The organism is Rhizobacter sp. P5_A1, from assembly GCF_056400745.1.
This window is the reverse complement of record NZ_JBFUKR010000018.1, coordinates 61239-86464: the sequence shown is the minus strand read 5'-3', so window position 1 is coordinate 86464 and position 25226 is coordinate 61239. Positions and strand designations below refer to the sequence as shown.

Genomic DNA, 25226 nt, shown 5'->3' with positions numbered 1-25226 from the left:
ACTTTCACTGGACCCTCGATGATCTCGATCTCACGCCGCCTCGCGGCCTCCGCCGTGGCCCTTCTCTCGTTCGGCGCCACCCTGCCTGCCCATGCCGAGGGCCAGCTGCGCATCGCCGAGCAGTTCGGCATCGTCTACCTGTTGCTCAACGTCGCGCAGGACCAGGACCTGATCGAGAAGCAGGGCAAGGCACAGGGGCTGGACATCAAGGTCGAGTTCGTCAAGCTCTCGGGCGGTGCGGCGGTGAACGAGGCTCTGCTGTCGGGATCGATCGACGTGGCCGGCGCCGGCGTCGGCCCGCTGCTGACGATCTGGGATCGCACGCTCGGCAAGCAGAACGTGCGCGGCATCGCGTCGCTGGGGAATTTCCCGTACTACCTGACCAGCATCAACCCGGCGGTGAAGACCATCGCCGACTTCACCGACAAGGACAGGATCGCGCTGCCCGCAGTCGGTGTTTCGGTGCAATCGCGCGTGCTGCAACTGGCTTCGGCCAAGGTCTGGGGTGATGGGCAATACAACCGGCTGGACAAGATCCAGGTCGCCGTCCCGCATCCCGAAGCCACCGCCGCGATCATCAGGGGCGGCACCGAGATCACCGCGCATTTCGGCAACCCGCCGTTCCAGGAGCAGGGCCTGACCGGCAACCCGGCCGCCCACATCGTGCTGAAGAGCTACGACGTGCTGGGTGGCCCGTCGTCGGCCACGGTGCTTTACGGGACCGAGAAGTTCCGCAAGGAGAACCCGAAGACCTACAAGGCCTTCGTCGACGCGCTCGCCGAGGCTGCACAACTCGTGCGCAAGGATCCCGAGAAGGCCGCAGACATCTTCATCCGCACCAACAAGTCCGGCATCGACCGCAAGCTGCTGCTCGGCATCATCAAGAACCCCGAGGTCGAGTTCAAGCTGGCGCCGCAGAACACCTACGCGCTGGCCGAGTTCATGTACCGCGTCGGCGCGATCAAGCACAGGCCGGCATCGGCCAAGGATTACTTCTTCGACGACGCGCAGAACACCGCGGGCAATTGAGCATGGTCTCGTCCTGGGCCTCGGGCAACGACACGCTGTTGCGCACCGCCGAAGCCGAGTCTGCCGTGGAGCGCGCGTCGACACCGGCCGCGAAGGCGCTGGCACCGAGCGCCGCGCTGCTGCAGGTCGATGGGCTGACGCTGGAGTACGTCACGCACGACCGCGTTGTTCGGGCCACGCACCGCGTGAGCTTCGATGTGCACCAAGGCGACCGCTTCGTGCTGCTGGGTGCGTCGGGCTGTGGCAAGTCGTCGCTGCTGAAGGCCGTGGGCGGATTCCTGCCGGCGCGCGAAGGCGAGATCCGGCTCGATGGCGAGCCGGTGCGCGAGCCGGGCCCTGACCGCATCGCCGTATTCCAGGAGTTCGACCAGTTGCCGCCGTGGAAGACCGTGCTGGCCAACGTGATGTTCCCGCTGCTCGCGTCGCGCCGGCTGCCCAAGGCACAGGCGCGGGATCGAGCACTCGAGGTGCTCGCGAAGGTCGGGCTGGCCGACTTCGCCGACGTGCATCCGCACACGCTGTCGGGCGGCATGAAGCAGCGCGTCGCGATCGCCCGCGCGCTGGCAATGCGGCCCAAGGTCTTGCTGATGGATGAACCCTTCGCGGCGCTCGACGCGCTGACGCGCCGCCGCATGCAGGAGGAACTGCTCGAGCTTTGGGACGAGGAACGCTTCACGTTGCTGTTCGTGACCCACTCGATCGAGGAGGCGTTGGTGGTGGGCGACCGCATCCTGGTGCTCTCACCGCATCCCGGGCGCGTGCGCGCCGAGCTCAATGCGCACCAGTTCGACCTGCACAGCCTGGGCAGCGAGACCTTCCAGGCACAGGCGCGGCGCATCCACGGCCTGCTCTTCGACGCGACGGCCCGCGGCTGCGCGCCATGACCGTCTCTTCCACACCGATCCGCGCCGAGTTCGAGCGGCCGTTGGAGCCGCTGGGCGACGTGGCGCCCGAGCGCGCGTTGCCGCTGCCGGCGCGGCTATGGCAGCACACGGCGTGGCGCAAGGCCGTGATCGTCGCGCTGCTCGCCGGGCTGTGGGAGTTGGTCGCACGGCTCGCGAACAACGACCTGCTACTGCCCACGTTCACGCAGTCGGCCCGCGCCTTCATCGACGGCTTCGCGAGCGGCGAGCTGATCGACAAGGCGCGCATCTCGATGGCGCTGCTGCTGCAGGGTTACCTGCTCGGCATCGTCTGCGCCTTCGCGCTCACGGCGCTGGCGGTGTCGACGCGCTTCGGCCGCGACCTGCTGAGCACGCTGACCGCGATGTTCAACCCGCTGCCGGCGATCGCGCTGCTGCCGCTGGCGCTGCTGTGGTTCGGCCTGGGCAAGGCGAGCCTCGTGTTCGTGCTCGTGCATTCGGTGCTGTGGCCGCTCGCACTGGCCACCTACGCCGGCTTCCAGGGCGTGCCCGAGACCTTGCGCATGGCCGGGCGCAACTACGGCCTGCGCGGCCTGCGCTTCGTGGTGCTGGTGCTCGTGCCGTCGGCGCTGCCGGCGATCCTGTCGGGGCTGCGCATCGGCTGGGCCTTCGCGTGGCGCACGCTGATCGCCGCGGAACTGTTCTTCGGCGCCTCGTCGGGCAAGGGCGGCCTGGGCTGGTACATTTTTCAGAACCGCAACGAGCTCTACACCGACAAGGTGTTTGCCGGCCTGGCCAGCGTGATCCTGATCGGCCTGCTGGTCGAGAGCCTGGGCTTCGACACGCTCGAGCGCATCACGGTGCGCCGCTGGGGCATGCAGCGGTGAGCGACGCAAGGCGGCGCGTGTTGATTTCCACCCAGAAGTGATCCACTGACCCCGCTGACTTCCGTTTAAAACTGACCCACGCAAGAACCCTAACCTGCTGCTTTGAGTGGCAGGGAGCAGTAGGCGTGATGTCGTGGACAACGTCGCGCGTTTCGGCATCGATCAGGATCGTTCCCCGAGGACTCTCGTACGTGTAGCCCTTCGCCGCGGCGATGGTCGCGTCCGGATCGACCTTGCCGCCCTGTTTCTGAATGGCATGGGCGATCCAGCGCAAGAATCTTGATGCCGGCCTTTGGCATTTCACGATCGGCAAAGCCCTTCATGAATGCCACCATCGGCTCGCCAGCAGGGAGAAAGACGAACACAGCATCCGGTTTCGCATCCTTGATGCGCTGCAGGTACGGTGCAAGCTCCCAGTTGTCGGTAGGATGTATCTTAATTGAAGCATTGGCATCATAGATCCTCATATTAGATACAAATCATTGTCGATTTGCCTCTTAGTTGGTACACTGGCACCATGAAGGAGGAGCGACATGCGTCGACCTGAACTGGAATTCGTGACCCCGGCTGGCTTGGACGCTGCCCGGCAACTCGGCAAGGCCGTGCGCGCCTCCAGACTCGCGATGAACTCGACGCAGGTGGACTTCAGCGCGCGCGCGCGCCTGAGCCGCGCCACGTTGGCGCGCATCGAGTCCGGTGACCCTGCGGTGAGCTTCAGCTCGTGGCTGTCGGCGATGGAGGAGGCTTCGCTCCTCCATCTCCTGCAGCCGAGCGCGCCCGCGCGCGCCAACACGCCGACGCCAGCGCGCGCTGGCACGCGCCAACGCGCCTCCGGGCTGCACGGCGCGGCCGCGCGTGAAGACGCCTATGACTTCTGAATTCACCACGACGGTCTTCGCCTTCCTGGGCGCGGAGTTGCGCGCCGTGCCGGCGGGCTTGTTGCATCTCCAGGAAGAAGGAAGCCAGGCCGTTGGATCCACCTTCGGCTTCGGCAGCAGGTACCTGCAGCGCGGCAACGCGATCCCGCTGGACACCTCCGCGCTCCGGCTGGAGGGCGCGGTACCCGGCTCGGTGAAGCAGATCACTCCTCCGAACGGCCTCCCGCTCTTCGGAGCCGTGCGAGACGCACTGCCGGACCTCTGGGGCCGGCGCGTCATCGAGAACAAGCTCAACGTGCCGGCCAACTCCCTGCGCGAGTCCGACTACATGCGCCACGCCGGCAGCAACCGCCTGGGTGCGCTCGACTTCCGGGCGACGCCGGAGTCCGAGGAAGAGGACGGCCTGCTGGTGCCCGTCACGGAGCTGAGCTACCTCCTCGACGCCTCCGACCGGGTGCAGCGCGGCGAGCCCATTCCGCAGAACCTCACCCAGCTCTTCCATGCAGGGGCCACGATGGGCGGCGCGCGGCCCAAGGCCGTGGTCGTGCGTGACGACGTGCAGTACCTGGCCAAATTCCCTGCCACCGGTGACGGGTTCAATGTCCCCGTCATCGAGCGCGCGACGCTCGAGCTCGCACGCGCCTGCGGGTTGCAGGTGCCCCAGACAGACGTCGTGCGCATGCCCGACGGTCGCGACGTCATGCTCATCGAACGGTTCGACAGAACCGCGGTCAAGGGCGGGTGGGTGCGCAAGCCGGTGGTCAGCGCGCTCACGGCACTGGAGCTGCATGAAACCGAGTCGCCCGACGCGAGCTACGCCGCGCTTTCGGACAGGATGGGCCGGTTCGCCGCACACGGACGCGTGGACGTCGACCGCGCGGAGCTCTTCGGTCGCATGGTCTTCAACGTCCTGGTGAGCAACGACGACGACCACCTCCGCAACCACGCCTTCGTCTGGTTGCCCGAAGCGCGCGGCTGGACACTGAGCCCGCTGTACGACGTCCTGCCGAAGCCGCAGATTGCGACCGAACGACGTCTGCACCTTGGCGTGGGCAAGCGCGGTCGCCTGGCGACCCTCGACAACGCCATGTCGGAGTCCGGACGATTTGGGCTGACGCCGCCGAAAGCAAAGGAGATCGTCGAGCGCATCAGCATGGTGACCCGAGAGTGGCGGACGGCCTTCAACGAGATGGGCGTCGGCAATGCCGAGTGCGACAAGGTGGCAGCGGCATTCCGCAAGCCGCGCGACATCGGCCTTGATGCTGCACTGAGTTGAGTGCGACGATGCGGCTATCGCAGGCCGGGATCTGCTTGCGGCTGGTCAACTCCATGCCCGATCGGCTCGGACCTGCTTGGGATTCGGCAACGCACCGTGGCGCGCCGGCGCAGCTTCGCGCTCGCGGCAGCGGAACTTCATCTCATGGCATCGACGATCATCCACCAGGTCGCGCGGCTCGAATCGCACCTGGGTGTGCGCCTGTTTGAGCGAAGCGCTCATTGCGTGCCCATCAGCGCAGCTGGAGAGCTGTACCTTTCACGTATCGGCGGCGCGCTCTCTGCGATCGCTGCGGCAACGGAAGATCTGCGGCAAGGCGTCACTTTGTGCCCCAGCATCGCGAGCCTGTGGTTGATGTGGCGCCTGGGCCGTGATGGCCGCGACTGCCCGACTTCCGGCTGATCCGCGTGCTCCTTCTGCTCGTCCGCGCAATCTGGGCCGACAAGGGCAGCGCCTGCTTGAGAAAGGTGATCAGTTCGCCAACGAATAGGCAGATGCAGCTGCAGGGGAGGCGGAGGGCGGCAGGCCCGCCCCAGCCTCCTCATCTGCCACGACATCCGGCGCTGCCGCATCGCTGAGGAGGCCGTGCCGTTTCAGCAGCGTGCGAAGCGTGTTGCGCGTGATGCCCAGGAGACGCGCGGTGCGGACCTGGTTGTCGTGGCAACGAGAGAACGCACGCCGCACCAGCATCGCTTCGATCGTCTGGAACACCTGCGGCTGGGTTGCGTTCATGACGCCATCGATCGCCTGTTCCAGCGCTGCGATACAACCCTCCGGCGCAAGGCTCCCAGGCGCGAGTGGCGGTGCGCCAAGTATCGGCGCACTGGCACTGTCCTCACGCTGCGGCGATTCGCCCTGCCCCACCGCGCCCATGCGAGTCAGCGGCGAGAAACGGAAGTCGGCAACGCGCACGATGCCATCGCGGCAGACGATCAGCGCGTAGTGGATGACGTTCTCCAGTTCGCGGATGTTCCCGGGCCAGCCGTAAGCGAGCAGCGCGCCCTGGGCGTCCTCGGACAGCCGCGGGTCATCGACCTGCAGCTTGCCCGCATACACGCCCATGAAGTGCCGCGCCAGCGGCAGGATGTCGCCCGGCCTCTCTCGCAGCGGCGGCAGACTGACCGACGCCACGCTCAGCCGGTAGTACAGATCAGCGCGGAAGTGCTGCGCTTCCACGGCCTGGTGCAACTCGATGTTGGTCGCGGCGATCAGCCGCACATCGATCGGCGTCGAGCGACGCGAGCCGAGCCGGACCACTTGCCGCTCTTGCAGCACGCGCAGCAGCTTCACCTGCAGCGCGAGCGGCAGATCGCCGATCTCATCGAGAAACAGCGTGCCGCCGTTGGCCGCCTCGAACCAGCCGGCCCGCGCCTGCGAAGCACCGGTGAAGGCGCCGCTCTCGTGCCCGAACAGCTCGGCATCGATCAGGGTCTCGCTGAAGGCACCGCAATTCACCGCCACGAACGGACCGCGGCGCCCGCTGCACGTGTGCACGTGGCGCGCGATCAATTCCTTGCCGGTGCCGGTCTCGCCGATGACCAGCACCGTCGCCTCGCTTCGCGCGACGCGTTCGACCTGCTCGAGCAACGCGACCGATCGAGGATCGTGAAACAGCAAAGCCTTCGCCCGAATCGACAAGGCCATCGACGCAGGCTCTGGGAAGGTCAGGAGCGGATTGGCGGACATGCGAATGGCGGGCGGTTTTGCAAGGCGTCGAGGCCGAGACCATAGTGGCTAGGGGGCAATCCACCAACTGATGTTTATGGATATGGATATACGACCGCTGTCGCCCGGCCCGCCCGGCGTGCTGATTCCTCAGCAATGGACGTCGCGGAATGCGTGATTCCCAACAGCGCGTGTCGCTGCAGATCGAACAGCGGATCGCGCGATTCGCGACTCGGAGCGCGACAGTCCACAGCACACCACAGAGGGCTGCCAGGGAGTGAACCTGCGCTGACACGCAGTCGAATCGACAAGGCATCAATGCTGGCTCGGTAGTTGCAAACGAGGGCCGTGCTGCCGCTTGCTGCACGCCTCGCAAGCACAACAACAACATCCTGGAACTCGGAGTACGCGAATGAACAAGACCTGGTACCTGTCTGTGCTGTTGGGGCTCGGCACCGTGGCCGCATCGGCAGCCGACGACAAGTCCGCGACAGCGAACGACGTCACGGCCACGACGGCGATCGCCACCAAGGCCTGGTCGCCGTACCAGGCTGTCAAGCGACCCGAGCTGCCGATGGTGACGCAGAAGAACTGGGTGCGCACGCCTGTCGATACGTTCGTGCTGGCGCAGCTCGAGGCCAAGGGCCTGAAGCCTTCGCCGGACACGGACCGTGCGTCGTACATCCGGCGCGCGACGCTCGATGCCTGGGGCCTGCTGCCCACGCCGGAAGAGGTCCAGGCCTTCGTCAACGACCGCTCTGCCGATGCCTATGAGAAGCTGGTGGATCGGCTGCTTGCGTCCCACCACTTCGGCGAGCGCCAGGCGCGCCGCTGGCTCGACCTCGCGCGCTACGCCGACAGCGCCGGCTTCCAGGGCGACCAGACGCGGCCGAACAACTGGCGCTATCGCGACTACGTCATCGACGCGTTCAACCACGACAAGCCGTTCAACCGCTTCGTCCAGGAACAGATCGCCGGCGACGAACTCTGGCCCGACAGCCAGGAGGCCAGGATCGCCACCGGATTCCTCGCGGGCTACCCCGACAACAGCAACTCGCGCGACCTGGTGCAGCGCAAGTACCAGATCGCCACCGACATGACCGACCTGGTCGGCGAGACCTTCCTGTCGGCCACCATCGGTTGCGCGCGCTGCCACAACCACAAGGCCGACAAGGTCAGCCAGAAGGAGTACTTCCAGCTGCAGGCCTTCTTCGCCAACACCAGCGTCGACGAGAAGGCGCCGCTGGCACAGAAGGGCCCCGCCGACCTCGAGTACGAGAAGGCGCAGGCCGCGTATCGCGACGCCACCAAGGACGTCCGCGCCAGGCAGAAGGCCATCCTCGACAGCGTGCGCGAGAAGGGCGAGAAGTACCACAAGGAACGCTACCTGACCGACAGCCGCGAAGCGATCTTCAAGCCCCAAAGCGAATGGACGCCGCTGGACCGCTGGGTCAACTTCCGCCTGAAGAGCGTGACCACCGACAACGACATCGCGAACTTCCTGAAGTACTCCGCCACAGAAAAGGACGGCCCGGAATACGAGGCCGCGAACGTCGACAAGTGGAAGCAGTATGAGCAGCTGACGGCCGAACTGAAGAAGTTCGACAAGCTCAAACCCGCCCGTGGTTCGGCCACGCTCACCGCGGCCACCGAGCTCGGACATCCCGAGGCGCCACCCACCCATCTGCGCTTCGGTGGCGTCCATGAACGCCCGCTCGAGGAAGTGCAGCCCGGCTTGCCGGCGCTATGGACCGGCGCCGAGAAGCCGCAGATCGTGCCGACCGCGACCTCATCGGGCCGCCGCACCGCGCTGGCGAACTGGATCGCCAGCCCGACGAACCCGCTGACGGCGCGCGTCTTCGTGAACCGCGTGTGGAGCCAGTACTTCGCGACCGGCATCGTCGGCACCGTGGCCGACTTCGGCCGCGCCGGCCAGAAGCCCACGCACCCCGAATTGCTCGACTACCTCGCCGACGACTTCGTCAAGCAGGGCTGGAGCGTCAAGAAACTGGAGCGCCAGATCCTGTTGTCGAGCGTCTATCGCCAGTCGTCGGCCGAGCGCAACGACGCCGTCAAGGCAGACCCCGAGAACAGGCTGCTCGCAGTGTTTCCGCGCAAGCGCCTCGAGGCCGAAGAGATCCGCGATGCGCTGCTGTACGCCTCGGGCCAGCTCGAAGACAAGGTCGGTGGCCCGGCGGTGTTTCCGCCGGTGCCGAGCAATCTCGACGCCGGCAACCTGTGGCAGGTGTCGCAAGACGAGGCCGACTATCGCCGCAGAAGCATTTACGTGTTCGTCCGCCGCAGTGTGCCGTACCCGCTGATGCAGTCCTTCGACCCGGCCAATCCGTCGCAACCGCATCACAAGCGCGATGTGACAACGACGCCGCTGCAGGCACTGACGCTGTTCAACAGCGACATCGTGTTCGGCTGGTCGCAGGCCCTTGCCGGCCGCGTGATCCGCGAAGCCGGCAATGATGAATCTGCGCAGCTGACCCGGCTCTACCAGGTGCTGTTCTCGCGCGAGCCCAACAAGGCGGAGAAGACGGCTTTGAAGGAGTTCCTGGCCAACGAGGAAAAGCTCATCGCGCAAAAGACATCGAACGGCAAGTTCGAAGTCGCGGTTCCCACTGGCCTGAAAGACACGCAACAGCTGAACCCGATCCGGGCAGCGGCGTTCGTCGATCTCGTGCACACGGTCGCGAACTCGAACGACTTCGCCTACCGGTTCTGAGTTCACTGCCAAGCAGTTTCAACACAATCGTTCAACACAAGGAAAACAGCATCATGAGCATCGCTTCGCGTCGCGACTTTCTCCTCAAGACCGGCCAAGGCCTCGGCGGCGCCGCGCTGACCGGCCTGATCCCCGGCGTGGGCGCGTTCGGCGCCGCCCAGGCGGCCGACCTGATCGACCCGCTTGCGCCCAAGCAGCCGCACTTCCCGGCCAAGGTCAAGTCGGTCATCTGGCTGCACATGAACGGCGCGCCGAGCACGCTCGACCTCTACGACCACAAGCCCGACCTGGTGAAGCTGGCCGGAACGGAAGTCCCCGCTTCCTTCCTGAAGGGCATCAAGACCAGCACCCAGGGCGGCGTCGGCAAGCTGTACGCGTCGAACCGCACCTGGAAGCAGCACGGCGACAGCGGCGCCTGGTTCTCCGATCTGGTGCCGAGCATCGCGCAGCACGCCGACAAGCTGGCGTTCATCAAGTCGAGCATGACCGTCGGCGCGACCCACGACATCTCGATCCTGAAGCTGAACACCGGCGACCTGAACCCCGGGCGGCCTTCGTTGGGCGCCTGGGTGACCTATGCGCTGGGCTCGGCGAATCCTGACCTGCCGCCTTACGTCGTGCTCTACAACGGCAAGAGCGAGCCGAGTGCCGGTTCGGTCAACTGGAACTCGGGCTTCTTGCCGGCCGTCTACCAGGGCACGGCGTTCCGTCCAGGCGCGTCGCCGATCCTGTACCTGGACCGGCCCGAATTGCGGGCCGCGACCCAGCAGCGCAGCTCGCTCGATTTGCTGAAGCGCCTGAACGCGCTGGGCACGGCGCAGCGTCCGGCCGATACGGAGCTGCTCGCGCGGGTGCGCTCCTATGAGCTCGCCGACCGCATGCAGGCGGCCGCGCCGGAAGCGGTCGATCTGGCCAAGGAAACCGATGCCACCAAGGCGCTGTACGGCCTGGACGACCCGACCAGCGCGAGCTACGGCACGACCCTGCTGCGCGCGCGGCGCCTGGTGGAACGCGGGGTGCGCTTCATCCAGGTCGTGTCGGGCGCGCCCGATGGCGAGACCGAGTTCACGAGCTGGGATGCGCACAGCGATCTCGAGAAGAACCACGGCCTGATGGCGCGCATGGTCGACAAGCCGATCGGCGGCCTGCTCGCCGACCTGAAGTCGCGCGGCCTGCTCGAGTCGACCTTGGTGGTGTGGACTTCCGAGTTCGGCCGCACCTCGTACGGCCAGAGTGGCAACGGCCGTGACCACAACGCCTGGGGCTACACGCAGTGGCTGGCCGGCGCCGGCATCAAGGCCGGCACCACCTACGGCGAGACCGATGAGATCGGCCTGCAGGTCGCCGACAAGGACAAGGCCGTCGACACCTACGACCTGCATGCGACGGTGCTGCAGTTGCTCGGGCTGGATCACCTGAAGACCACGTTCCTGAACAACGGCCGTTCCGAGCGCCCGACCGTGGTGTACGGGAAGGTCATCAAGGAACTGCTCGCCTGACCACGAGAACGCGCGCACATGCGACGGGCAATCGTTGGACTCGCCGCGCTCCTGGCCCTGGCCGGGGGCGCCCGATCCGATCAGGCAGAACTCGACACCGACCTGATGCACAGCATCGAGGACAGCAACAAGAGCCTGGCCTCCAACATCGCGATCAAGGAAACCAAGGGCGCCAGTTCGGACGCCAAGGAACTGACCGAGATGTTCGCGCAGGTCGAGGCGTTCTACGCGAGGAAGGGTGATGCCCCGGACGCGGTGGAGCTGGCGAAGAAGAGCCGCGCATTGAGCACGCAGATCTTGCAGTCGGTGTCGACCAGCGACTTCGGCGCCGCCACCGACTCGGCGACCACGCTGTCGAGAACCTGCAAGACCTGCCACAACTACTACAAGAAATCCTGAAAGCCAATCGATGAAACGTTCTCTTGCGGCGTGCCTGCCGGCCGCCCTGCTCGCCACTGTCGTGTCGTCCGCCGCGCTCGCGGCACTCAAGGAAGGCGATGCGGCCCCGGCCTTCACGGCGCAGGCCTCGCTGGCCGGCAAGGCCTTCAGCTTCTCGCTGAAGGACAGCCTGAAGAACGGGCCGGTGGTCGTCTACTTCTATCCGTCCGCCTTCACGGGCGGCTGCAACCTGCAGGCGCACACCTTTGCGGTTCATCACGACCAATTCGTGGCGGCCGGCGCGACCATCGTCGGCGTGTCGCTGGACAGCATCGGTCGGCTCAATGAGTTCTCGGCCGACCCCCAGTACTGCGCCGGCAAGATCGCCGTGGCATCGGACGCCGACGGGAGGATCGCCAGGGCCTACGACCTGGCGGTGCGCGACGCGGTCGCCGGGCGCAAGGACACGCGCGGTGCCGACATCGACCATGGCTCGACGGAACGCACCACCTTCGTCATCACGCCCGACGGCAGGATCGCGGCCACGGTGGGCGGCCTGACGCCGGTGGCCAACGTCGAACGGGCGCTGGCAGCGGTGCAGAAGCTGGCGGCCGCGCCGCGGTGACCCGGGCGCCACGCAACGTCGCACAGCCCAACTCGTGCGGATCGGCGCCATGTGGGCTGTGCTGTGCATCGCGGCGCCCGCTGGCAGCGCGGCCATCGCCAATGCAAGCGGCACCGGCGCGCCTCAAGGCGACGCCATCGCCGGCAAGGAGAAATCCGATTCGGAACGCTGCATCGAATGCCACAGCATCGATCCGCGCACGAGCGGACCGAACAACGGCACCGGCGGCAAGTTCGCCAAACTGACCGGGCAATCGTCTGCCTACATCGTGAAGCAGATCCGCGACTTCCGCAGCGGCGCGCGCCGCCACGACTTCATGGCCATGATGGCGCGCAGCGTCGATGACGCCGATATCGCCGACATTGCCGCCTACTTCGCCGGCCTGCCCGTCATGCGTGGCGATGGCGCCCGTGACGTGGCGCCGGCGCGCGAGCTCTACCTGCGGGGCGACCCGGCGCGCGGCGTGACCGCGTGCGTCGAATGCCACGGCGACGCCGGCAAGGGCCGCGCCGCCGGCGCCGCGACCGCACCGGTGATCGGCGGCCAGGAAGCGCACTACCTCGAAAGGCAGCTGACCGAGTGGCGCAGCGGCGAACGCCACAACAGCGCCGACGGGGCGATGAACCGGGTGACCCAAACACTCACCGACCGCGAGATCCAGGCGCTCGCGAGCTACCTCGCCGGACTCTAGTGGCATCGAGTCATCTGGCACCCCTGTCCTTCACTGCATCCATCAAGACACACACCATTTCATTCCCAACCCGCAACGACACCCATGACCAAAGCCTTTCGCACCCTCACTGCTTCCGCCCTCGCGGTGGCGATCGCCGCCGCATCGACCGCGGTCGTCGCACAGCAAGCGCCCAAGCCCGAGCAGCTCATCAAGTGGCGCCAGTCCGCCTACCAACTGATCGGCTGGAACACCGGCCGCATCAAGACAGCGCTCGATGGTCAGTACAACAAGGACGACGTGGTCAAGGCCGCAAACACCATCGCCGCGGTTGCCAACTCAGGCCTGGGTGCGCTGTTCGCACCCGGCACCGAACAGGGCAAGGGCTGGCATGACACCGCGGTCAAGCCCGAGCTGTTCCAGGACGGCAAGAAGGTCGGCGAATACGCCGCCAATTTCAGCCGCGAGGCCACCGAGCTGGCCCGAATCGCCGCGGCCGGCGAGCCTTCTGCGGTCAAGGAGCAGTACGCGAAGCTGACGCGCACCTGCAAGGCCTGCCACGACGATTTCCGCGCCAAGGACTGACGCCTTCCCCATCGACAACCCTTCGGAGACTCTCATGCAACATTTCAGAAGCAGCGCTGCCTTGCTCTGCGTCGCGCTCGCAGCCACCCCGCCGTGTGCGTTCGCCCAGACGGCCAGCGCGCCGGCCGCCGCCCCCGCCCCGTCGGCCGCGGATGCCACTCGCCTCTTCAGCTTCTTCGTGACCAGTGCCGGGCCGGGCAAGGGCGCTGACCTCGGCGGCCTCGCCGGCGCCGATGCCCATTGCCAGAAGCTCGCCGGAGCCGTCGGCGCGGGTCACAAGACCTGGCGCGCCTACCTCAGCAGCCAGGCGGCGAACGGGCAGCCGGCCGTCAACGCGCGCGATCGCATCGGCCAGGGCCCCTGGTACAACGTCCGCGGTGCCGTCGTTGCGCGCAACCTGTCGCATCTGCACGGCGACACCCTCGACGAAGCCAGGCTGGGCAACAACCTGAGCTGGGCCACCGCATTCACGGAGACCAACGAGGCGGTCAAGCGCGCTGGCGACAAGCCCAACGAGCACGACATCCTGACCGGCTCGCAGCTCGATGGCCGTGCCTATGCCGATGCCGCCGACCACACCTGCAAGAACTACACGAGCAGTGCCGCCGACGGCGCCGCGCAGGTCGGCCACTTCGACCGCACCGGCGGCGGCAACACCTCGTGGAACTCCACGCACGCCAGCCGCGGCTGCGGGCAGGCGAACCTCGTCGCCACTGGCGGTGCGGGCCTGTTCTATTGCTTCGCCGTCGACTGAGAAAGCTTCGCGTTCGATTCGCTCGGCCACGCAATGGCCGAGCCGCGACGAGCCGCACGCTAGACTGATCCAGTCAACCGTCTCGAACCATGACGACTACCACTCCATCGCGACGCCAGTGGCTGCGCGGCGCATCCGCACTGGCCGTGGGCAGCTGCATCGGCACGTCGCGCAGCCTCGCGAAGGACGCGAAGCCCCCGAACATCGTCTTCATCCTCGCGGACGACCTCGGCTATGCCGACCTCAGCGTCTACGGCCAGACCGACTACCAGACGCCGCATCTCGACCGGCTCGCGGCACAAGGCACGCGCTTGACGCAGGCCTATGCGAATTCGGCCGTGTGCTCGGCCACGCGCTTCGGCCTGATCACCGGGCGCTATCAATACCGGCTGCGCGGCGGCCTGGAGGAACCGATCGCCGGCGCCTCGGACACGGTGGGGCTGCCGCCCGGCCATGCCACACTGCCATCGTTGCTGCGGCGCGCCGGCTACGCGACGGCCCTGTTCGGCAAATGGCACCTGGGCGCCCTGCCCAGTTTCGGCCCGCTGAAGAGCGGCTATGACCAGTTCTTCGGCAACTATGGTGGCGCGATCGACTACTTCACGCACAAGCCCGCTGTCGGGGACAAGGTCAAGGAAGACCTGTTCGAAGGCGAGGTGCCGGTGCACAAGGTGGGTTACTACACCGACCTGCTGAGCGAGCGTGCGTCGGACTATCTGCGCGAGCGCAAGGCCGCGGCGCAGCCCTTCTTCCTGTCGCTGCATTTCACTGCGCCGCACTGGCCCTGGGAGGGACCGGGCGACGAAGCGGTGTCGCGCGAAATCGGCAACATCTTTCACTACGACGGCGGCAACCTGGCCATCTACGCGAAGATGGTGACAGCACTCGACGCCGCGGTCGGCCGCGTGCTCCTGACCTTGGCCGACCAAGGCCTGGCGGACGACACCATCGTCATCTTCACGAGCGACAACGGTGGCGAGCGCTTCTCCAGGAACTGGCCTTTCAGCGGCCAGAAGACCGAGCTGCTCGAAGGCGGCATCCGCGTGCCGGCGATCGTACGCTGGCCCGGCCACCTGAGGGCCGGCGACGTGAACAGCCAGGTCGCGATCAGCATGGACTGGCTTCCGACGCTGCTGGCCGCGGCCGGCGCACTGCCCGACCCCGCCACCCCGCCGGATGGCGAGAACCTGTTGCCGGTGCTGCTCGGCGAACGCACGCCGTCGCCGCGAACCCTTTACTGGCGCTACAAGGCGAATGCGCAGCGTGCCGTTCGCTCGGGCAACTGGAAGTACCTGAAGATCAACGGCAACGAGTTTCTCTTCGATGTCGTCGTCGACCAGCGCGAGCGCGCCAACCTGGCGAGCAAGCATCCCGAGGTCCTCGAGCAATTGCGTCGCAACTGGGAGACCTGGAGCACGACCATGCTGCCGATCACACCCGAGGTGTTCACGCACGGGTTGACGCCCAACGTCCAGGCCGATCACTACGCTCCCCAGCAATCCGACTGACCCGGCCGTCGCCTACCTGCGCAGCGGCGATGGCGACCCGATCGCGCCGCCTGTCAACGACTCGGCCTTCGCGAGGCTGTCGGCAATCGAGCCGGCGGCCGCCGAGTCGGCCGGCACCTGCGCCAGCACCTGCCGCCACAGCGCCACAGCGCCGGCGTAATCCTTGCGCTCGTAGCGCACGCTGCCCGACAAGGCCAGCGCCTGCACGTTCTTCGGGTCGAGCACCAGCACGCGTTGAATGAGTCGATCCGGCTCGCCGTCGAGGTGCTGGCCGGTGCTCATGGCCAGGGTCACGGCGAAGTCGAGCAAGAGATCGGCGTCGTCGGGTTGCAGCGTCACCAGGTGGCGGTAGGCCTCGACGGCCGCCTCGAAGCGCCCCGCTGATTCGTGGGCACGCGCCAATGACCGCCACGCGGCCGCATCGCCGGGCCGAGACGCCGCCTGTGCGCGCAGCGACTCGACCGATGCGATCTCGGCAGGGCCCCATGCGGCCGGATGCCCGACCGCGCGGTAGACGCCCGCAGCCGACAACGGGATCGCCAGCGCAAGGGCGGCAGCAGGCCAGCGTTCGACAGGCTGCCGTCCTCCGGCATCGCGGCGCAGCAGCACTGGCAGCACGACGGCCAGCGCCAGTACGCACAGCAGCGCGGCGAGGGCGAGAAACAAGCTCATGCGGCACCGCCCTCTTCTTCTGCGGCGTGCTCCGGACGACCCTGGCGGCGCAACCGCGACCACAGGACGGCCAAGCCCGCGAGCAGCATCGCCAGCGGCCCGAACCACAGTGGACCCGTCGTGCCCTTCAACGGCGGGCGATACAGCACGAAGTCGCCATAGCGCTGCACCATGTAGTCCATCACCTGCGCATCGGACGCACCCTGCGCGAGTTGCTCGCGCACCTGGTTCTTCAGATCGATCGCCAGCTGCGCCTGTGAATCGGCGATCGTCTGGTTCTGGCAGACAAGGCAGCGCAGTTCTTCGGCGATCCGCTTCACATGCTGCTCCAGCGCCGCATCGGCATCCGGCGAGACGGCGGGCTGGCCTTGCGCCAGCGCCACCAGCGGCAGCGCGAGCAGCAAACTCGACAGCCTCCTAGCCACGGTTCAGTGCCTTGATCAGCGGCAGCAGCTTCGTCTCGATGACCTCCGCGGTGACCGGCCCGGTGTGCTTGAGGCGGACGATGCCGAGCTTGTCGATGACGTAGGTCTCGGGCACGCCGTAGACACCGTAGTCGATGCCGATCTTGCCGTTGGCGTCGAGCACCGAGAGCTGATAGGGATTGCCGTGCTGTGCCAGCCACTTGACACCCTCGGGCCGCGCGTCCAGGTAGTCGAGCCCGACGATAGTCACGACGCCGCGCTGCGCCAGATCGAGCAGCAGCGGATGCTCATGCCGGCACGAGCTGCACCAAGACGCCCACACGTTGAGCATCCAGACCTTGCCCTTCATGTCCTGCGGACCGAAGCTCTTGTCGGGAAGCTCGAGCTGCGCCAGCGCGAACGCCGGCGCCGGGCGGCCCACCAGCGGCGAAGGGATCGCCTGCGGGTCGCGCCCGAGGCCCGCACCGAGCAGCATCAGCAACGCGAACAAGACACCGAGCGGCAGCAGAAAACGTCTCATGAAGGTCTCAATTGACAAGAGGAACGACGCATGAAGGCAGCGGCGCCGGCGCGACGGTGGCGAGCGCCCCGTGCATGCGGCGGGCGGACGCGCGGTAGCGGCGGTCGGCCGCGGCGAGCACGCCGCCGAGCGCGATCAGCAGCACGCCCGCCCACACCCAGCCCATGAACGGCTTGCGCTGCACGCGTACGACCCAGGCGCCGTCCTTGCCGGCCTCGCCGAGCGACACATAGAGATCGCGAAACAACCCACGGTCGATCGCGGCCTCTGTCATCGGCATCTGCTGCACGACGTAGAAGCGCTTCTCGGGGTACAGGGTCGCGACATGGGCGTCGCCCCGGCTCACCTCGAAGCGCGCGCGCGCCGCGATGTAGTTCGCGCCGTCGACGCGCCGGAGATCGGCGAAGCTGAAGCGGTAGTCGCCGAGCGTCGCGCTGTCGCCGACACGCAGGCTGTGGTCGCCCGCCGATTCCAGGCCCTTGACCAGCGTGACGCCGAGCACGAACACCGCCACGCCGGCATGCGCGAGGATCATGCCCCAATAGCCCAGCGGCGGGCTGGCGAGCCGTGCACGCCAGGGGGTGCCGGCCGGCTGGCGGCGCAGCCGCTTGGCGAGCTCCGACGCGGTGCCGAGCAGCAGCCAGGCGGCCAGCGCCAGGCCCAGCGCGACCAGCCACGAAGTCTTCAGCACCGCCAGCGCGACGGCCGCGAACAGCAAGGCGCCCGCGGCGATCCAGCGCAGGCGCCGGAGCACGCCAGACACCGACGCCTGCTTCCAAGCGACCAGCGGCCCCACACCGGCGAGCAGCAGCAGCGGCACCATCAGCGGCACGAAGACGGCTTCGAAGTACGGCGGCCCGACGGAGATCTTGCCCAGCTCGAAGGCATCGAGCACCAGCGGGTACAGCGTGCCCAGCAGCACCGTGCCCGCCGCCGCCGCGAGGATCACGTTGTTGACCATCAGCAGTGACTCGCGCGAGAACAGGGCAAAGCGCCCGCCCAGGCCCACCGTGGGGCCGCGCCATGCATAGAGCGTCAGCGCGCCGCCGATCACGACCCCGAGGAAGATCAGGATGTACAGGCCGCGCCGCGGGTCGCTGGCAAACGCGTGCACCGAGGTCAGCACGCCAGAGCGGACCAGGAAGGTGCCGAGCAGTGACAGCGAGAACGCCAGGATCGCGAGCAGCGCCGTCCAGTTCTTGAACGTGTTGCGCTTCTCGGTGACCGACAGCGAATGGATCAGCGCCGTGCCGACCAGCCAGGGCATGAACGAGGCGTTTTCCACCGCGTCCCAGAACCACCACCCGCCCCAGCCGAGTTCGTAGTACGCCCACGAGCTGCCGAGGAAGATGCCGAGCGTAAGGAAAGACCAGGCCAGCAGCGTCCACGGGCGCGTCCAGCGTGCCCAGGCCGCGTCGAGCCTGCCTTCGAGTAGCGCCGCGATCGCGAACGCGAACGCCACCGAGAAACCCACATAGCCCATGTAGAGGATCGGCGGATGCGAGATCATTCCAAGGTCCTGGAGCAAGGGGTTCAGGTCGCGCCCGTCGGCTGCCGCGGGCAGCGTGCGATCGAAAGGGTTCGACGTGAAAAGCAGGAAGCACAGGAAGCCGATGCTGACGAGGCCCATCACACCGAGCACGCGTGCCACCACGGCCGTCGGCAGCTGGCGGCTGAACCCGGCCACGGCGACGGTCCACAGCGCCAGCATCTGGATCCACAGCAGCACCGAGCCTTCGTGCCCACCCCACACGCCGGCAATGCGAAAGTGAACCGGCAAATGCGAATTCGAGTTCGCCACCACGTAGCTCACCGAGAAGTCGTTGCCCACGAAGGCGTGGACCAGCGCGCCGAAGCCGAGCGTGACGAACACGCATTGCCCGACCGCGGCGCGGCGGGCCAGGCCGATCCAGCGCGCATTGCCGCGAAAGGCGCCGACGACCGGCAGCGTGCCCTGCACGCACGCGAGGCACAGCGCGAGCACGAGCGCGAAGTTGCCGAGTTCGGGAATCACTTCAACGGCTCCCCGCCCTGGCCTCGGGCCCCGCCCGAGGCCTTCGCCTTCTCGAGCGCATAGGCCGCGTCGGGCGGCATGTAGTTCTCATCGTGCTTGGCCAGCACCTCGTCGGCCACGAACACGCGCTCGGGGGTCAGCTTCCCTTGCGCGACCATGCCCTTGCCTTCCTTGAACAGGTCGGGCAACGCGCCGCGGTAGTCGACCCGCAGCCGCTGCGCGGTGTCGGTAACCATGAAACTCACGGTGATGCCGTCGGCCTGGCGCGCCAGGCTTCCGGTCTCGACCATGCCGCCGACGCGGAAGCTGCGCTGCTGCGGCGCCTCGCCGCGTACCACTTGGGTGGGCGTGAAGAAGAACACCAGGTTCTTCTGGAACGCGGCGAGCACCAGCCATGCGGCCAATGCCAGCGCGCCCAGCCCGGCGGCGAGCAGCGTGAAACGCTTGTGCCTGGCCTTCATCGCGGACCACCCTGCGCGTCCGCGGCTTCGGCTTGCCGGGCCAGGCTCACCTGTCCAAGGATGGCCCGACGCCGCTGTCCCAACGCGATCCATTCGCCGGCCAGGCACGCCAGCACCACCCCCACCGACCCCCAGACGTAGCGCGCGTAGCCGCCCATCGCGATGAAGTCGTTCCAGCTGCTCCAGTTCATGACCGCAGCTCCGGCAGCTGCGCCACCCAGTCGGCATGCCGCTCGCGCTCGAGCACGATGCAGCGCAGCCGACGCAGCACCGCGGCGATCGCGTAGGCCCACAAGCCCAGCGCGCTGACCAGCATGCCCAGCAGCATGGTCGGCGCCATCGTCGGCGCGCCGCGCATGCCGATCGACGACCCCTGGTGCAAGGTGTTCCACCACTGCACCGAGAAGAAGATGACCGGCACGTTGATCACGCCGACGAGCGCGAGCACCGCGCCGGCACGGTCCGCACGACGCGGATCGTCGATCGCCGACTGCAGCGCGATGAAGCCGATGTAGAGAAACAGCAGGATCAACACCGAGGTGAGCCGCGCGTCCCATACCCACCAGGCGCCCCAGGTCGGCTTGCCCCACAGCGCACCGGTCCACAGGCAAAGAAAGGCGAACAGTGCGCCGGTCGGCGCCAGCGCCTGCATCGCCATGAACGACAGCCGCGTGTTCAGCACCAGCCCCACGGCGCCCCAGAAGGCCATCGCGAGGTAGATCACCATCGCCATCCAGGCAGCAGGCACATGGACGAAGATGATGCGGTAGGCCTCGCCTTGCTGATGGTCGGTCGGCGCGACGAGCAGACCGATGGCCAGGCCCAGCGCCAGCAGCACCAGCGCGGCAGCGAACAGCGCAGGAACGAGCTTTCCGGCGAGCGGATAGAAGGCTTGCGGCGAAGCGAACCGCCACCAGCCGATGCCGGTGACGCGCGCAGGGCCGGCCGTGGCCGGGTTGAGTGACGTGACGGTCAAGAGAACACCTCGATCAATGGGTCAAATTCATTCCAGCGCGATGCGCACCGCCGCCGCGCCCGCCCACGGCGTCAGCGCCGCGGTGCCCGCGAGCAAGCCACCGAGCAGCAGCAGATGGGCACTGGGGTCGATGCCACTGGCCTGCGCCTCGACCGCACCAGCACCGAAGATCAGCACCGGCACGACCAGCGGCAGCACCAGCAGCGAGACAAGCACGCCACCGCCGCGCAGCCCCAAGGTCAGCGCCGCACCGACCGCCCCGAGCAGGCTCAGGATCGGCGTGCCTATCACGAGGCTCGCCAGCAGCACGCCGATAGCCGCTGCCGGCAGATCGAACTGCAGCGCGAGCAGCGGCGCGAGCAGCACCAGGGGCAGGCCCGACACCAGCCAGTGCGCGAGCACCTTGCCGATCACGATGACCGGCAGCGGCTCGGTGCCGAGCACCATCTGCTCCAGCGTGCCGTCGGCGAAGTCGAGTGCGAACAGCCGACCGAGCGACAGCATCGATGCCAGCAGCGCCGAGACCCACACGATGCCGGGCGCCATGCTGCGCAACAGCCCGGGTTCGGGCCCGATGCCGAGCGGAAACAGCGTGGTCGCGATGACGAAGAAGAACGCCGTGGCCAGCGGGTCGCTGCGCCGCTTGAAGGCCAGCCGCAGATCGCGTCGGATCACCCATGCGAGCACCCTCAGCATGGCCGCTGCCGGCGCGCGGCAAGCGCTTGCAGGTCCAGCACCCGCAGTCGCTGTGCCGGCAAGGCCTCGGCTTGATGATTCGTGTAGGCCACGATGCCGCCCTGCGCGAGGTGCGCGCTCAAGGCCGCGCTCAACTGGTCGGCGGCATCGCGATCCAGTGCGTTGAAAGGCTCGTCCAGGATCAGCAGCCGTGGCACGGGCGGCAGGTGCAGGCGCGCCAGAGCGACCCGCTTGCGCTGGCCTTGCGAGAGGCGCGCCGCCGGCAGCCGCGATGCGCGCGCCAGGCCGACGTGGCCGAGGGCGCGCTGCACGGCCGCGGCATCGCCTTGGCGTCCGCCCAGTTGCGCGCCGAGCTGCAGGTTCTCGGCGGCCGACAGTTCGTCCTTGAGGCCGCTGGCGTGCCCGATGTAGAGCAGCTCGCGATGGAAGTCCTCGCGCAGGCGCCGGATGTCGCGACCGCACCAGTGCACCGCGCCGGCTGCCGGCGCCGCCAGGCCGCACAGCAGCCGCAGCAAGCTGGTCTTGCCGCTGCCGTTCGGGCCCTGCACCCACAGGGCCTCGCCTGCGCGCAGATCGACGTCGAGCCCGACGAACAGTTCGCGCTCGCCGCGCACGCAGGCAAGCTGCAAGGTCCGCAGTGTCATCAACGCCCACTCTTTCCGCGCTGGCGCGATCGCCCGGCTACCACGATGGCTTGGGCTGCGACTGCGTCGACGCAGCAGGCGTTGCAACTGCCGCCGCAGACGGTGCCGCGGCGATCACCGCCAGCACCGCGGCCAATGCGACAGTCAAGGCGACGACGAACGCGACCGGCCCGCCCTTCTCGGCGGACGCGCCGGCCTCGACGTCCTTCCAGCCCGTGACCATCGGCTTGACGAGGTTGTCCTTCTTGAGCCAGACGTAGAACGCGATCGCCGCGACATGCAATGCGAGCAGCACGAGCAGCCCATTCGCGAGTTGCTTGTGGAGGCCGGTCACGCGGCTGGCCAGGGCCTCGTCCACGAGATTGAACAAGGGGCCGCTGAACGCGATGTCGTCATTGCTGAACAAGCCGGTCGCCGCCTGCGCCGCCAGCAACCCGAGCAGCGCGAACACCGACAAGGCGCCCAACGGGTTGTGGCCCGTGCCCCGCCAGCGCCCCCGCAGATACGCCTTGAGCTTGCCTGGCGTCGGCACAAAGTGCACGAAGCGCGCGTGGGTCGAACCGATGAGACCCCAAACCAAGCGGAACACGACGAGCCCGACGATGCTCAGCCCGGCCTCGCCATGAAACTCCATCCAGCTGCCGCCGAGTTCGCCGGTGACGACCGCGGTGGCGACGGCCAGCACCAGTGACCAATGAAACACGCGGACCGGCAGATCCCACAGGCGGATGCGGGTGTGCGCGCGCGCGGCCTGCGCAGTCTGCACGGGGACGGCGATGCGGTCGACGCTGGATTGCGCTGTCATCGCGTGCTCACGCGACTCGTGGCGTGGCTCATGGCGCGGTCGATGCCGAGGCCGGCTTCGCCGGCACCGGGACGCGAACCAACGCGGTCCCGCCTTGAGCTTCATAGTCTTCGGAGCCGGTCGCACCGGCGACCTTGAAGCCCTTGCTGGTCAGCAGGTCGCCGGCATCGCCGGCGCGATGCGCATGGTTCGACACGGTCAGGATCACGCGATCCTTCGGAATGTAGGGCAACGCCGATTCGAGCTGCTTGGCCTGGATGTTGAGGTAGACCGGGAAGCTGCCCTTCGCGGTCAATTCGTCGGGGCGGCGCACGTCGATGACGACCAGCTTCTGCGGCCGGGCCAGCAAGGCATCGACCGCGGCGCGGTCCAGCCGCTTGGTCTTGTGGGTCCACACGTCGGTCGCGGGCGCGTTCGCGTTCGCGGACGTCTGCGCACCGGAGACCGATGCGGCCAGACCGAGGATGACGGCGGCCAGCAAGCTCTTCAAATGAGTCATGGAATTCGCTTTGTTGATGAAGAATCTGCGAGTCGAAGAGCAACAAGCGCGCCAAACCTGCCCCCGTATCGGGCTGCGAGGAGGCCACGTCGAGAGACCGACATCGATGGCGCTCATTGCGTTGAATTTCGAACAGCGACCTTGCTGGCTACCCGACAGTGAGGCGCTCTTGCTGCTGCGCCACAGACAGGACGCGGCAACGCAGTCGAGCAGCTGCACCGGCATGAGCGCCGCTCGCCGAGCCTGAACGTTTTTCGCAGCCACTCGATTGGTCGCCCGCGTCGGGGTGAACACATCGCGACACGCTGCTGCACACGCAGCAGCGCGCGCCAGGAAAGCTGCTCGCTTGTCAGCAACCCCACTCGAAAACGGGCCCGCGCCGAGCCATTTGCGTGTGGCATGCCTTCTGCAAAGCAATGGGTTCCACAGCGCCAGCCGGTCCGACCTTTTCAAGACCGTGGCAGACCTCAACCCCAAGGCACACACCCCGACAGGAGCCTCATCGGTGCACGGATTCAAGACCACAGCCCTCGCCGGCGCAGTCCTTCTCGCCTTGTCGAGCACGGCCGCGAACGCGCAGTCGGCGACCCAACTGAAGAAGGAGCTCGACGCGCTGCGCAGGCAAGTCGAGCTGCTCGCCGAGCAGGCCAGGCAGGCCGCGCCCGCCGCAGACGCCAGGGAACTTGCGGATCTGCGCCAGCAGGTCAAGGAGCTCAAGGAGCAGCAGGCCAAGGCGCAGCCCGCGGCACCGGCGCCGACCGTGGCCGCCGACGCGGATCAGGCCACGCGCGATGCCGCCACCCTGGCCACGAAGGCCGACATCCAGGGCGTGCGCGCGGATTTCGAGAACTACAAATACGAGAACGCGCGCCAGCTTGAGCGCAAGGTGCCGTCCGTCACACGCAACACGAGCATCGGCGGGACGATCCAGGTGCGAGGGACCTGGCAGAACCCGGCGCAGAACGCCGGCGTGGACAACGGCGCCACCGGCGGCAACACGAGCTTCCAGGCCACGACGCGGCACACCAGCTTCGATGTGCCTTCGGTGACGCTGTCGTTCGCGGGCACGCTCTTTCGCGACTACACCGAAGGCAAGAACCTGACCTACACCTTGGGCCTGGCCTCGGGCAGCAATTTCGCCGGCAGCCCGCAGTCGACCAGCAGCGCCGGTCGCACGCTGGGCGTGTCATCGCCCAACGGGAGCCAGCTCAGCATCACCAACGCCAACCTCGCCTACAGCTTCTTTCCGACCAACGGCGGACAGGAGGACGCCAAGGGCACGCTGACCGCCGGCCAGCAGCTCGTGCCCTTCGGCCTCGAAGCGCAGGCCAATGAGGAAATCCGTCCGGTCATCAATTCGGCCCAGTTCACGTCGGCACTCAGCGGCATCAACACGCGCCAGATCGGCCTGATCTACCGCGGCGATTCGTTCGTCAATGTCGACTACACCAACAACTATCGCTCGGCCCTGCTTGAGTACGCATTCGGCGTCGTCAACGGCAGCGGCCCGAACAAGTCGGACAACAACGGCAAGAAGGATTGGCTGGGCCGACTGGCCTTCACGCTGCCGGCCGACTACAACAGCTGGCTGCGTGAACTGAAACTCGGCGTGTCGTACTACAAGGGCTACAACAACCTCGCCAACTCGACATCGAACGCGGTGGTGCAGATCGCCAACTCGACGCGCGCCGGCCTCGACATCAACTACACCCACCTGCCGTTCTCGGTGACCTACGAATTCGTCCAGGGCAAGGACGACACATTGGCGACCGCGGCCGCCACCGCCACCGCGAGCACGCCGACCTTCGTGAAGAAGTCGCGTGGCCAGTACCTGAACCTCGGCTACACCTGGGGCGAACAGTTCCTGGCGAGCGAGAAGAGCCTGGCCAAGTACGACGACTACTGGCCCAAGTCGTACCAGGCCTTCGTGCGCTTCGACAGCTTCGACGCCGACACGTTGAACAACGCCGCGGCGCGCGCCGGCAGCGTCGGCGACAAGACCTTCATCACCACGATCGGCCTGAACGCCTTCTTCGCCGAAACCACCAAGCTGCAGGTGAACTACCTGCTGGCCCGCAACGACGCGCCCGCCAGCGGCCTCTACACGAGCGACCGCCCGCAGAAGTCACAAGGCCTGCAAGTGCAGTTCCAGTACGGCTTCTGATC

27 protein-coding genes and 2 pseudogenes are annotated in these 25226 nt (G+C 67.3%); 15 read left to right on the top strand and 14 right to left on the bottom strand.

The window, feature by feature from the left end; genetic code table 11:
- The first annotated feature begins 18 nt into the window (after positions 1-18).
- From AC1DTW_RS19135 to AC1DTW_RS19125, 3 genes are read left to right on the top strand one after another with little or no spacing between them, the layout of a single operon-like run.
- Positions 19-1029 carry an ABC transporter substrate-binding protein gene (locus AC1DTW_RS19135; protein WP_477982923.1) on the top strand — a complete coding sequence of 337 codons (1011 nt, stop codon included), beginning with the start codon at positions 19-21 and terminating at the stop codon, positions 1027-1029.
- 2 nt (positions 1030-1031) lie between these two features.
- Positions 1032-1913 carry an ABC transporter ATP-binding protein gene (locus tag AC1DTW_RS19130; protein ID WP_477982922.1) on the top strand — a complete coding sequence of 294 codons (882 nt, stop codon included), beginning with the start codon at positions 1032-1034 and terminating at the stop codon, positions 1911-1913.
- Positions 1910-2779, top strand: coding sequence for an ABC transporter permease (locus AC1DTW_RS19125; RefSeq protein ID WP_477982921.1), 870 nt, complete (start codon positions 1910-1912; stop codon positions 2777-2779). The genes AC1DTW_RS19130 and AC1DTW_RS19125 overlap by 4 nt, the downstream gene beginning before the upstream one ends.
- Here AC1DTW_RS19125 and AC1DTW_RS19120 read toward each other — a convergent pair.
- Together AC1DTW_RS19120 and AC1DTW_RS19115 are read right to left on the bottom strand one after the other, a co-directional pair.
- A complete protein-coding gene (locus tag AC1DTW_RS19120; protein ID WP_477982963.1) occupies positions 2748-3053 on the bottom strand; it encodes a hypothetical protein in 306 nt (101 codons plus the stop codon). The genes AC1DTW_RS19125 and AC1DTW_RS19120 overlap by 32 nt on opposite strands.
- Positions 3049-3207 (bottom strand): annotated as a pseudogene (locus tag AC1DTW_RS19115) (ABC transporter substrate-binding protein); the annotation flags it as partial. The gene AC1DTW_RS19120 and the pseudogene AC1DTW_RS19115, both read right to left, overlap by 5 nt.
- Before the next feature lie 105 nt (positions 3208-3312).
- Between AC1DTW_RS19115 and AC1DTW_RS19110 the strand changes: the two are divergent.
- From AC1DTW_RS19110 to AC1DTW_RS19100, 3 genes and pseudogenes are all read left to right on the top strand, one after another.
- Positions 3313-3657, top strand: a complete 345-nt coding sequence (locus AC1DTW_RS19110; protein ID WP_477982919.1) for a helix-turn-helix domain-containing protein — start codon at positions 3313-3315, stop codon at positions 3655-3657.
- On the top strand, positions 3647-4933 hold the full coding sequence (locus AC1DTW_RS19105; protein ID WP_477982918.1) for a type II toxin-antitoxin system HipA family toxin: 1287 nt from the start codon (positions 3647-3649) through the stop codon (positions 4931-4933). Before AC1DTW_RS19110 ends, AC1DTW_RS19105 begins: the two co-directional genes overlap by 11 nt.
- A 60-nt stretch (positions 4934-4993) precedes the next feature.
- Positions 4994-5323 (top strand): annotated as a pseudogene (locus tag AC1DTW_RS19100) (LysR family transcriptional regulator); the annotation flags it as partial.
- Positions 5324-5404: 81 nt separating this feature from the next.
- Here AC1DTW_RS19100 and AC1DTW_RS19095 read toward each other — a convergent pair.
- Positions 5405-6619 carry a sigma-54 interaction domain-containing protein gene (locus AC1DTW_RS19095; RefSeq protein WP_477982917.1) on the bottom strand — a complete coding sequence of 405 codons (1215 nt, stop codon included), beginning with the start codon at positions 6617-6619 and terminating at the stop codon, positions 5405-5407.
- 391 nt (positions 6620-7010) lie between these two features.
- Here AC1DTW_RS19095 and AC1DTW_RS19090 point away from each other — a divergent pair, with 391 nt between their 5' ends.
- The 8 genes from AC1DTW_RS19090 (at position 7011) to AC1DTW_RS19055 (ending at position 15348) form a co-directional block, all read left to right on the top strand.
- Complete coding sequence (locus tag AC1DTW_RS19090; RefSeq protein ID WP_477982915.1) at positions 7011-9329, top strand: DUF1549 and DUF1553 domain-containing protein; 2319 nt, start codon at positions 7011-7013, stop codon at positions 9327-9329.
- A 53-nt stretch (positions 9330-9382) separates the two neighbouring features.
- Positions 9383-10828 (top strand): DUF1501 domain-containing protein, encoded by a 1446-nt coding sequence (locus AC1DTW_RS19085; protein WP_477982914.1) that lies wholly within the window; start codon positions 9383-9385, stop codon positions 10826-10828.
- A 105-nt stretch (positions 10829-10933) separates the two neighbouring features.
- The gene (locus AC1DTW_RS19080) at positions 10934-11227 is read left to right on the top strand and encodes a hypothetical protein (protein ID WP_477982913.1); all 294 of its coding nucleotides are present in this window, start codon (positions 10934-10936) and stop codon (positions 11225-11227) included.
- Between the two features lie 10 nt (positions 11228-11237).
- Positions 11238-11831 (top strand): peroxiredoxin, encoded by a 594-nt coding sequence (locus tag AC1DTW_RS19075; protein ID WP_477982912.1) that lies wholly within the window; start codon positions 11238-11240, stop codon positions 11829-11831.
- Positions 11832-11880: 49 nt separating this feature from the next.
- Positions 11881-12522 (top strand): c-type cytochrome, encoded by a 642-nt coding sequence (locus AC1DTW_RS19070; protein WP_477982911.1) that lies wholly within the window; start codon positions 11881-11883, stop codon positions 12520-12522.
- A gap of 84 nt (positions 12523-12606) precedes the next feature.
- Positions 12607-13086, top strand: a complete 480-nt coding sequence (locus tag AC1DTW_RS19065) for a c-type cytochrome (protein ID WP_477982909.1) — start codon at positions 12607-12609, stop codon at positions 13084-13086.
- A 34-nt stretch (positions 13087-13120) separates the two neighbouring features.
- Positions 13121-13840: a lectin gene (locus tag AC1DTW_RS19060; RefSeq protein WP_477982908.1), complete on the top strand. Its 720-nt coding sequence runs from the start codon at positions 13121-13123 to the stop codon at positions 13838-13840.
- A gap of 89 nt (positions 13841-13929) precedes the next feature.
- Entirely contained in the window at positions 13930-15348 is a 1419-nt protein-coding gene (locus AC1DTW_RS19055) for a sulfatase family protein (RefSeq protein ID WP_477982907.1), read from the top strand.
- Positions 15349-15360: 12 nt separating this feature from the next.
- Here the strand turns inward: AC1DTW_RS19055 and AC1DTW_RS19050 are convergent, their stop codons facing one another.
- From AC1DTW_RS19050 to AC1DTW_RS19000, 11 genes are read right to left on the bottom strand one after another with little or no spacing between them, the layout of a single operon-like run.
- Positions 15361-16020, bottom strand: coding sequence for a tetratricopeptide repeat protein (locus tag AC1DTW_RS19050; protein ID WP_477982905.1), 660 nt, complete (start codon positions 16018-16020; stop codon positions 15361-15363).
- The gene (locus AC1DTW_RS19045; protein ID WP_477982904.1) at positions 16017-16445 is read right to left on the bottom strand and encodes a cytochrome c-type biogenesis protein; all 429 of its coding nucleotides are present in this window, start codon (positions 16443-16445) and stop codon (positions 16017-16019) included. The genes AC1DTW_RS19050 and AC1DTW_RS19045 overlap by 4 nt, the downstream gene beginning before the upstream one ends.
- Positions 16438-16965 carry a DsbE family thiol:disulfide interchange protein gene (locus tag AC1DTW_RS19040; RefSeq protein WP_477982902.1) on the bottom strand — a complete coding sequence of 176 codons (528 nt, stop codon included), beginning with the start codon at positions 16963-16965 and terminating at the stop codon, positions 16438-16440. The genes AC1DTW_RS19045 and AC1DTW_RS19040 overlap by 8 nt, the downstream gene beginning before the upstream one ends.
- 7 nt (positions 16966-16972) lie before the next feature.
- A complete protein-coding gene (locus AC1DTW_RS19035; protein WP_477982901.1) occupies positions 16973-18979 on the bottom strand; it encodes a heme lyase CcmF/NrfE family subunit in 2007 nt (668 codons plus the stop codon).
- The gene (gene ccmE, locus AC1DTW_RS19030; protein ID WP_477982900.1) at positions 18976-19440 is read right to left on the bottom strand and encodes a cytochrome c maturation protein CcmE; all 465 of its coding nucleotides are present in this window, start codon (positions 19438-19440) and stop codon (positions 18976-18978) included. The genes AC1DTW_RS19035 and ccmE overlap by 4 nt, the downstream gene beginning before the upstream one ends.
- On the bottom strand, positions 19437-19631 hold the full coding sequence (gene ccmD / locus AC1DTW_RS19025) for a heme exporter protein CcmD (RefSeq protein ID WP_477982899.1): 195 nt from the start codon (positions 19629-19631) through the stop codon (positions 19437-19439). Before ccmD ends, ccmE begins: the two co-directional genes overlap by 4 nt.
- Complete coding sequence (ccmC, locus tag AC1DTW_RS19020) at positions 19628-20416, bottom strand: heme ABC transporter permease CcmC (RefSeq protein ID WP_477982898.1); 789 nt, start codon at positions 20414-20416, stop codon at positions 19628-19630. Before ccmC ends, ccmD begins: the two co-directional genes overlap by 4 nt.
- Positions 20417-20443: 27 nt before the next feature.
- Entirely contained in the window at positions 20444-21112 is a 669-nt protein-coding gene (ccmB, locus tag AC1DTW_RS19015) for a heme exporter protein CcmB (RefSeq protein WP_477982897.1), read from the bottom strand.
- Complete coding sequence (gene ccmA / locus AC1DTW_RS19010) at positions 21106-21756, bottom strand: cytochrome c biogenesis heme-transporting ATPase CcmA (protein WP_477982896.1); 651 nt, start codon at positions 21754-21756, stop codon at positions 21106-21108. The genes ccmB and ccmA overlap by 7 nt, the downstream gene beginning before the upstream one ends.
- Positions 21757-21793: 37 nt before the next feature.
- Positions 21794-22561 carry a cytochrome b/b6 domain-containing protein gene (locus AC1DTW_RS19005; RefSeq protein WP_477982895.1) on the bottom strand — a complete coding sequence of 256 codons (768 nt, stop codon included), beginning with the start codon at positions 22559-22561 and terminating at the stop codon, positions 21794-21796.
- 28 nt (positions 22562-22589) lie between these two features.
- Positions 22590-23060, bottom strand: a complete 471-nt coding sequence (locus AC1DTW_RS19000; RefSeq protein WP_477982894.1) for a rhodanese-like domain-containing protein — start codon at positions 23058-23060, stop codon at positions 22590-22592.
- 505 nt (positions 23061-23565) lie between these two features.
- Between AC1DTW_RS19000 and AC1DTW_RS18995 the strand changes: the two genes are divergently transcribed.
- On the top strand, positions 23566-25224 hold the full coding sequence (locus AC1DTW_RS18995) for a hypothetical protein (protein ID WP_477982893.1): 1659 nt from the start codon (positions 23566-23568) through the stop codon (positions 25222-25224).
- Positions 25225-25226: the final 2 nt, after the last annotated feature.

Excerpts from the sequence above, each read along its gene's own strand:
- AC1DTW_RS19130 (WP_477982922.1), top strand. The coding sequence starts at position 1,032 with ATGGTCTCGTCCTGGGCCTCGGGCAACGACACGCTGTTGCGCACCGCC.
- AC1DTW_RS19125 (WP_477982921.1), top strand. The coding sequence starts at position 1,910 with ATGACCGTCTCTTCCACACCGATCCGCGCCGAGTTCGAGCGGCCGTTG.
- AC1DTW_RS19040 (WP_477982902.1), bottom strand. The coding sequence starts at position 16,965 with ATGAGACGTTTTCTGCTGCCGCTCGGTGTCTTGTTCGCGTTGCTGATG.
- AC1DTW_RS19005 (WP_477982895.1), bottom strand. The coding sequence starts at position 22,561 with ATGACAGCGCAATCCAGCGTCGACCGCATCGCCGTCCCCGTGCAGACT.
- AC1DTW_RS19055 (WP_477982907.1), top strand. The coding sequence starts at position 13,930 with ATGACGACTACCACTCCATCGCGACGCCAGTGGCTGCGCGGCGCATCC.
- AC1DTW_RS19080 (WP_477982913.1), top strand. The coding sequence starts at position 10,934 with ATGCACAGCATCGAGGACAGCAACAAGAGCCTGGCCTCCAACATCGCG.
- AC1DTW_RS19065 (WP_477982909.1), top strand. The coding sequence starts at position 12,607 with ATGACCAAAGCCTTTCGCACCCTCACTGCTTCCGCCCTCGCGGTGGCG.
- ccmA (WP_477982896.1), bottom strand. The coding sequence starts at position 21,756 with ATGACACTGCGGACCTTGCAGCTTGCCTGCGTGCGCGGCGAGCGCGAA.
- AC1DTW_RS19000 (WP_477982894.1), bottom strand. The coding sequence starts at position 23,060 with ATGACTCATTTGAAGAGCTTGCTGGCCGCCGTCATCCTCGGTCTGGCC.
- AC1DTW_RS19050 (WP_477982905.1), bottom strand. The coding sequence starts at position 16,020 with ATGAGCTTGTTTCTCGCCCTCGCCGCGCTGCTGTGCGTACTGGCGCTG.
- AC1DTW_RS19060 (WP_477982908.1), top strand. The coding sequence starts at position 13,121 with ATGCAACATTTCAGAAGCAGCGCTGCCTTGCTCTGCGTCGCGCTCGCA.
- ccmE (WP_477982900.1), bottom strand. The coding sequence starts at position 19,440 with ATGAAGGCCAGGCACAAGCGTTTCACGCTGCTCGCCGCCGGGCTGGGC.
- AC1DTW_RS19070 (WP_477982911.1), top strand. The coding sequence starts at position 11,881 with ATGTGGGCTGTGCTGTGCATCGCGGCGCCCGCTGGCAGCGCGGCCATC.
- AC1DTW_RS19135 (WP_477982923.1), top strand. The coding sequence starts at position 19 with ATGATCTCGATCTCACGCCGCCTCGCGGCCTCCGCCGTGGCCCTTCTC.
- ccmD (WP_477982899.1), bottom strand. The coding sequence starts at position 19,631 with ATGAACTGGAGCAGCTGGAACGACTTCATCGCGATGGGCGGCTACGCG.
- ccmB (WP_477982897.1), bottom strand. The coding sequence starts at position 21,112 with ATGCTGAGGGTGCTCGCATGGGTGATCCGACGCGATCTGCGGCTGGCC.
- AC1DTW_RS19085 (WP_477982914.1), top strand. The coding sequence starts at position 9,383 with ATGAGCATCGCTTCGCGTCGCGACTTTCTCCTCAAGACCGGCCAAGGC.
- AC1DTW_RS19105 (WP_477982918.1), top strand. The coding sequence starts at position 3,647 with ATGACTTCTGAATTCACCACGACGGTCTTCGCCTTCCTGGGCGCGGAG.
- AC1DTW_RS19110 (WP_477982919.1), top strand. The coding sequence starts at position 3,313 with ATGCGTCGACCTGAACTGGAATTCGTGACCCCGGCTGGCTTGGACGCT.
- AC1DTW_RS19075 (WP_477982912.1), top strand. The coding sequence starts at position 11,238 with ATGAAACGTTCTCTTGCGGCGTGCCTGCCGGCCGCCCTGCTCGCCACT.
- AC1DTW_RS19095 (WP_477982917.1), bottom strand. The coding sequence starts at position 6,619 with ATGTCCGCCAATCCGCTCCTGACCTTCCCAGAGCCTGCGTCGATGGCC.
- AC1DTW_RS19090 (WP_477982915.1), top strand. The coding sequence starts at position 7,011 with ATGAACAAGACCTGGTACCTGTCTGTGCTGTTGGGGCTCGGCACCGTG.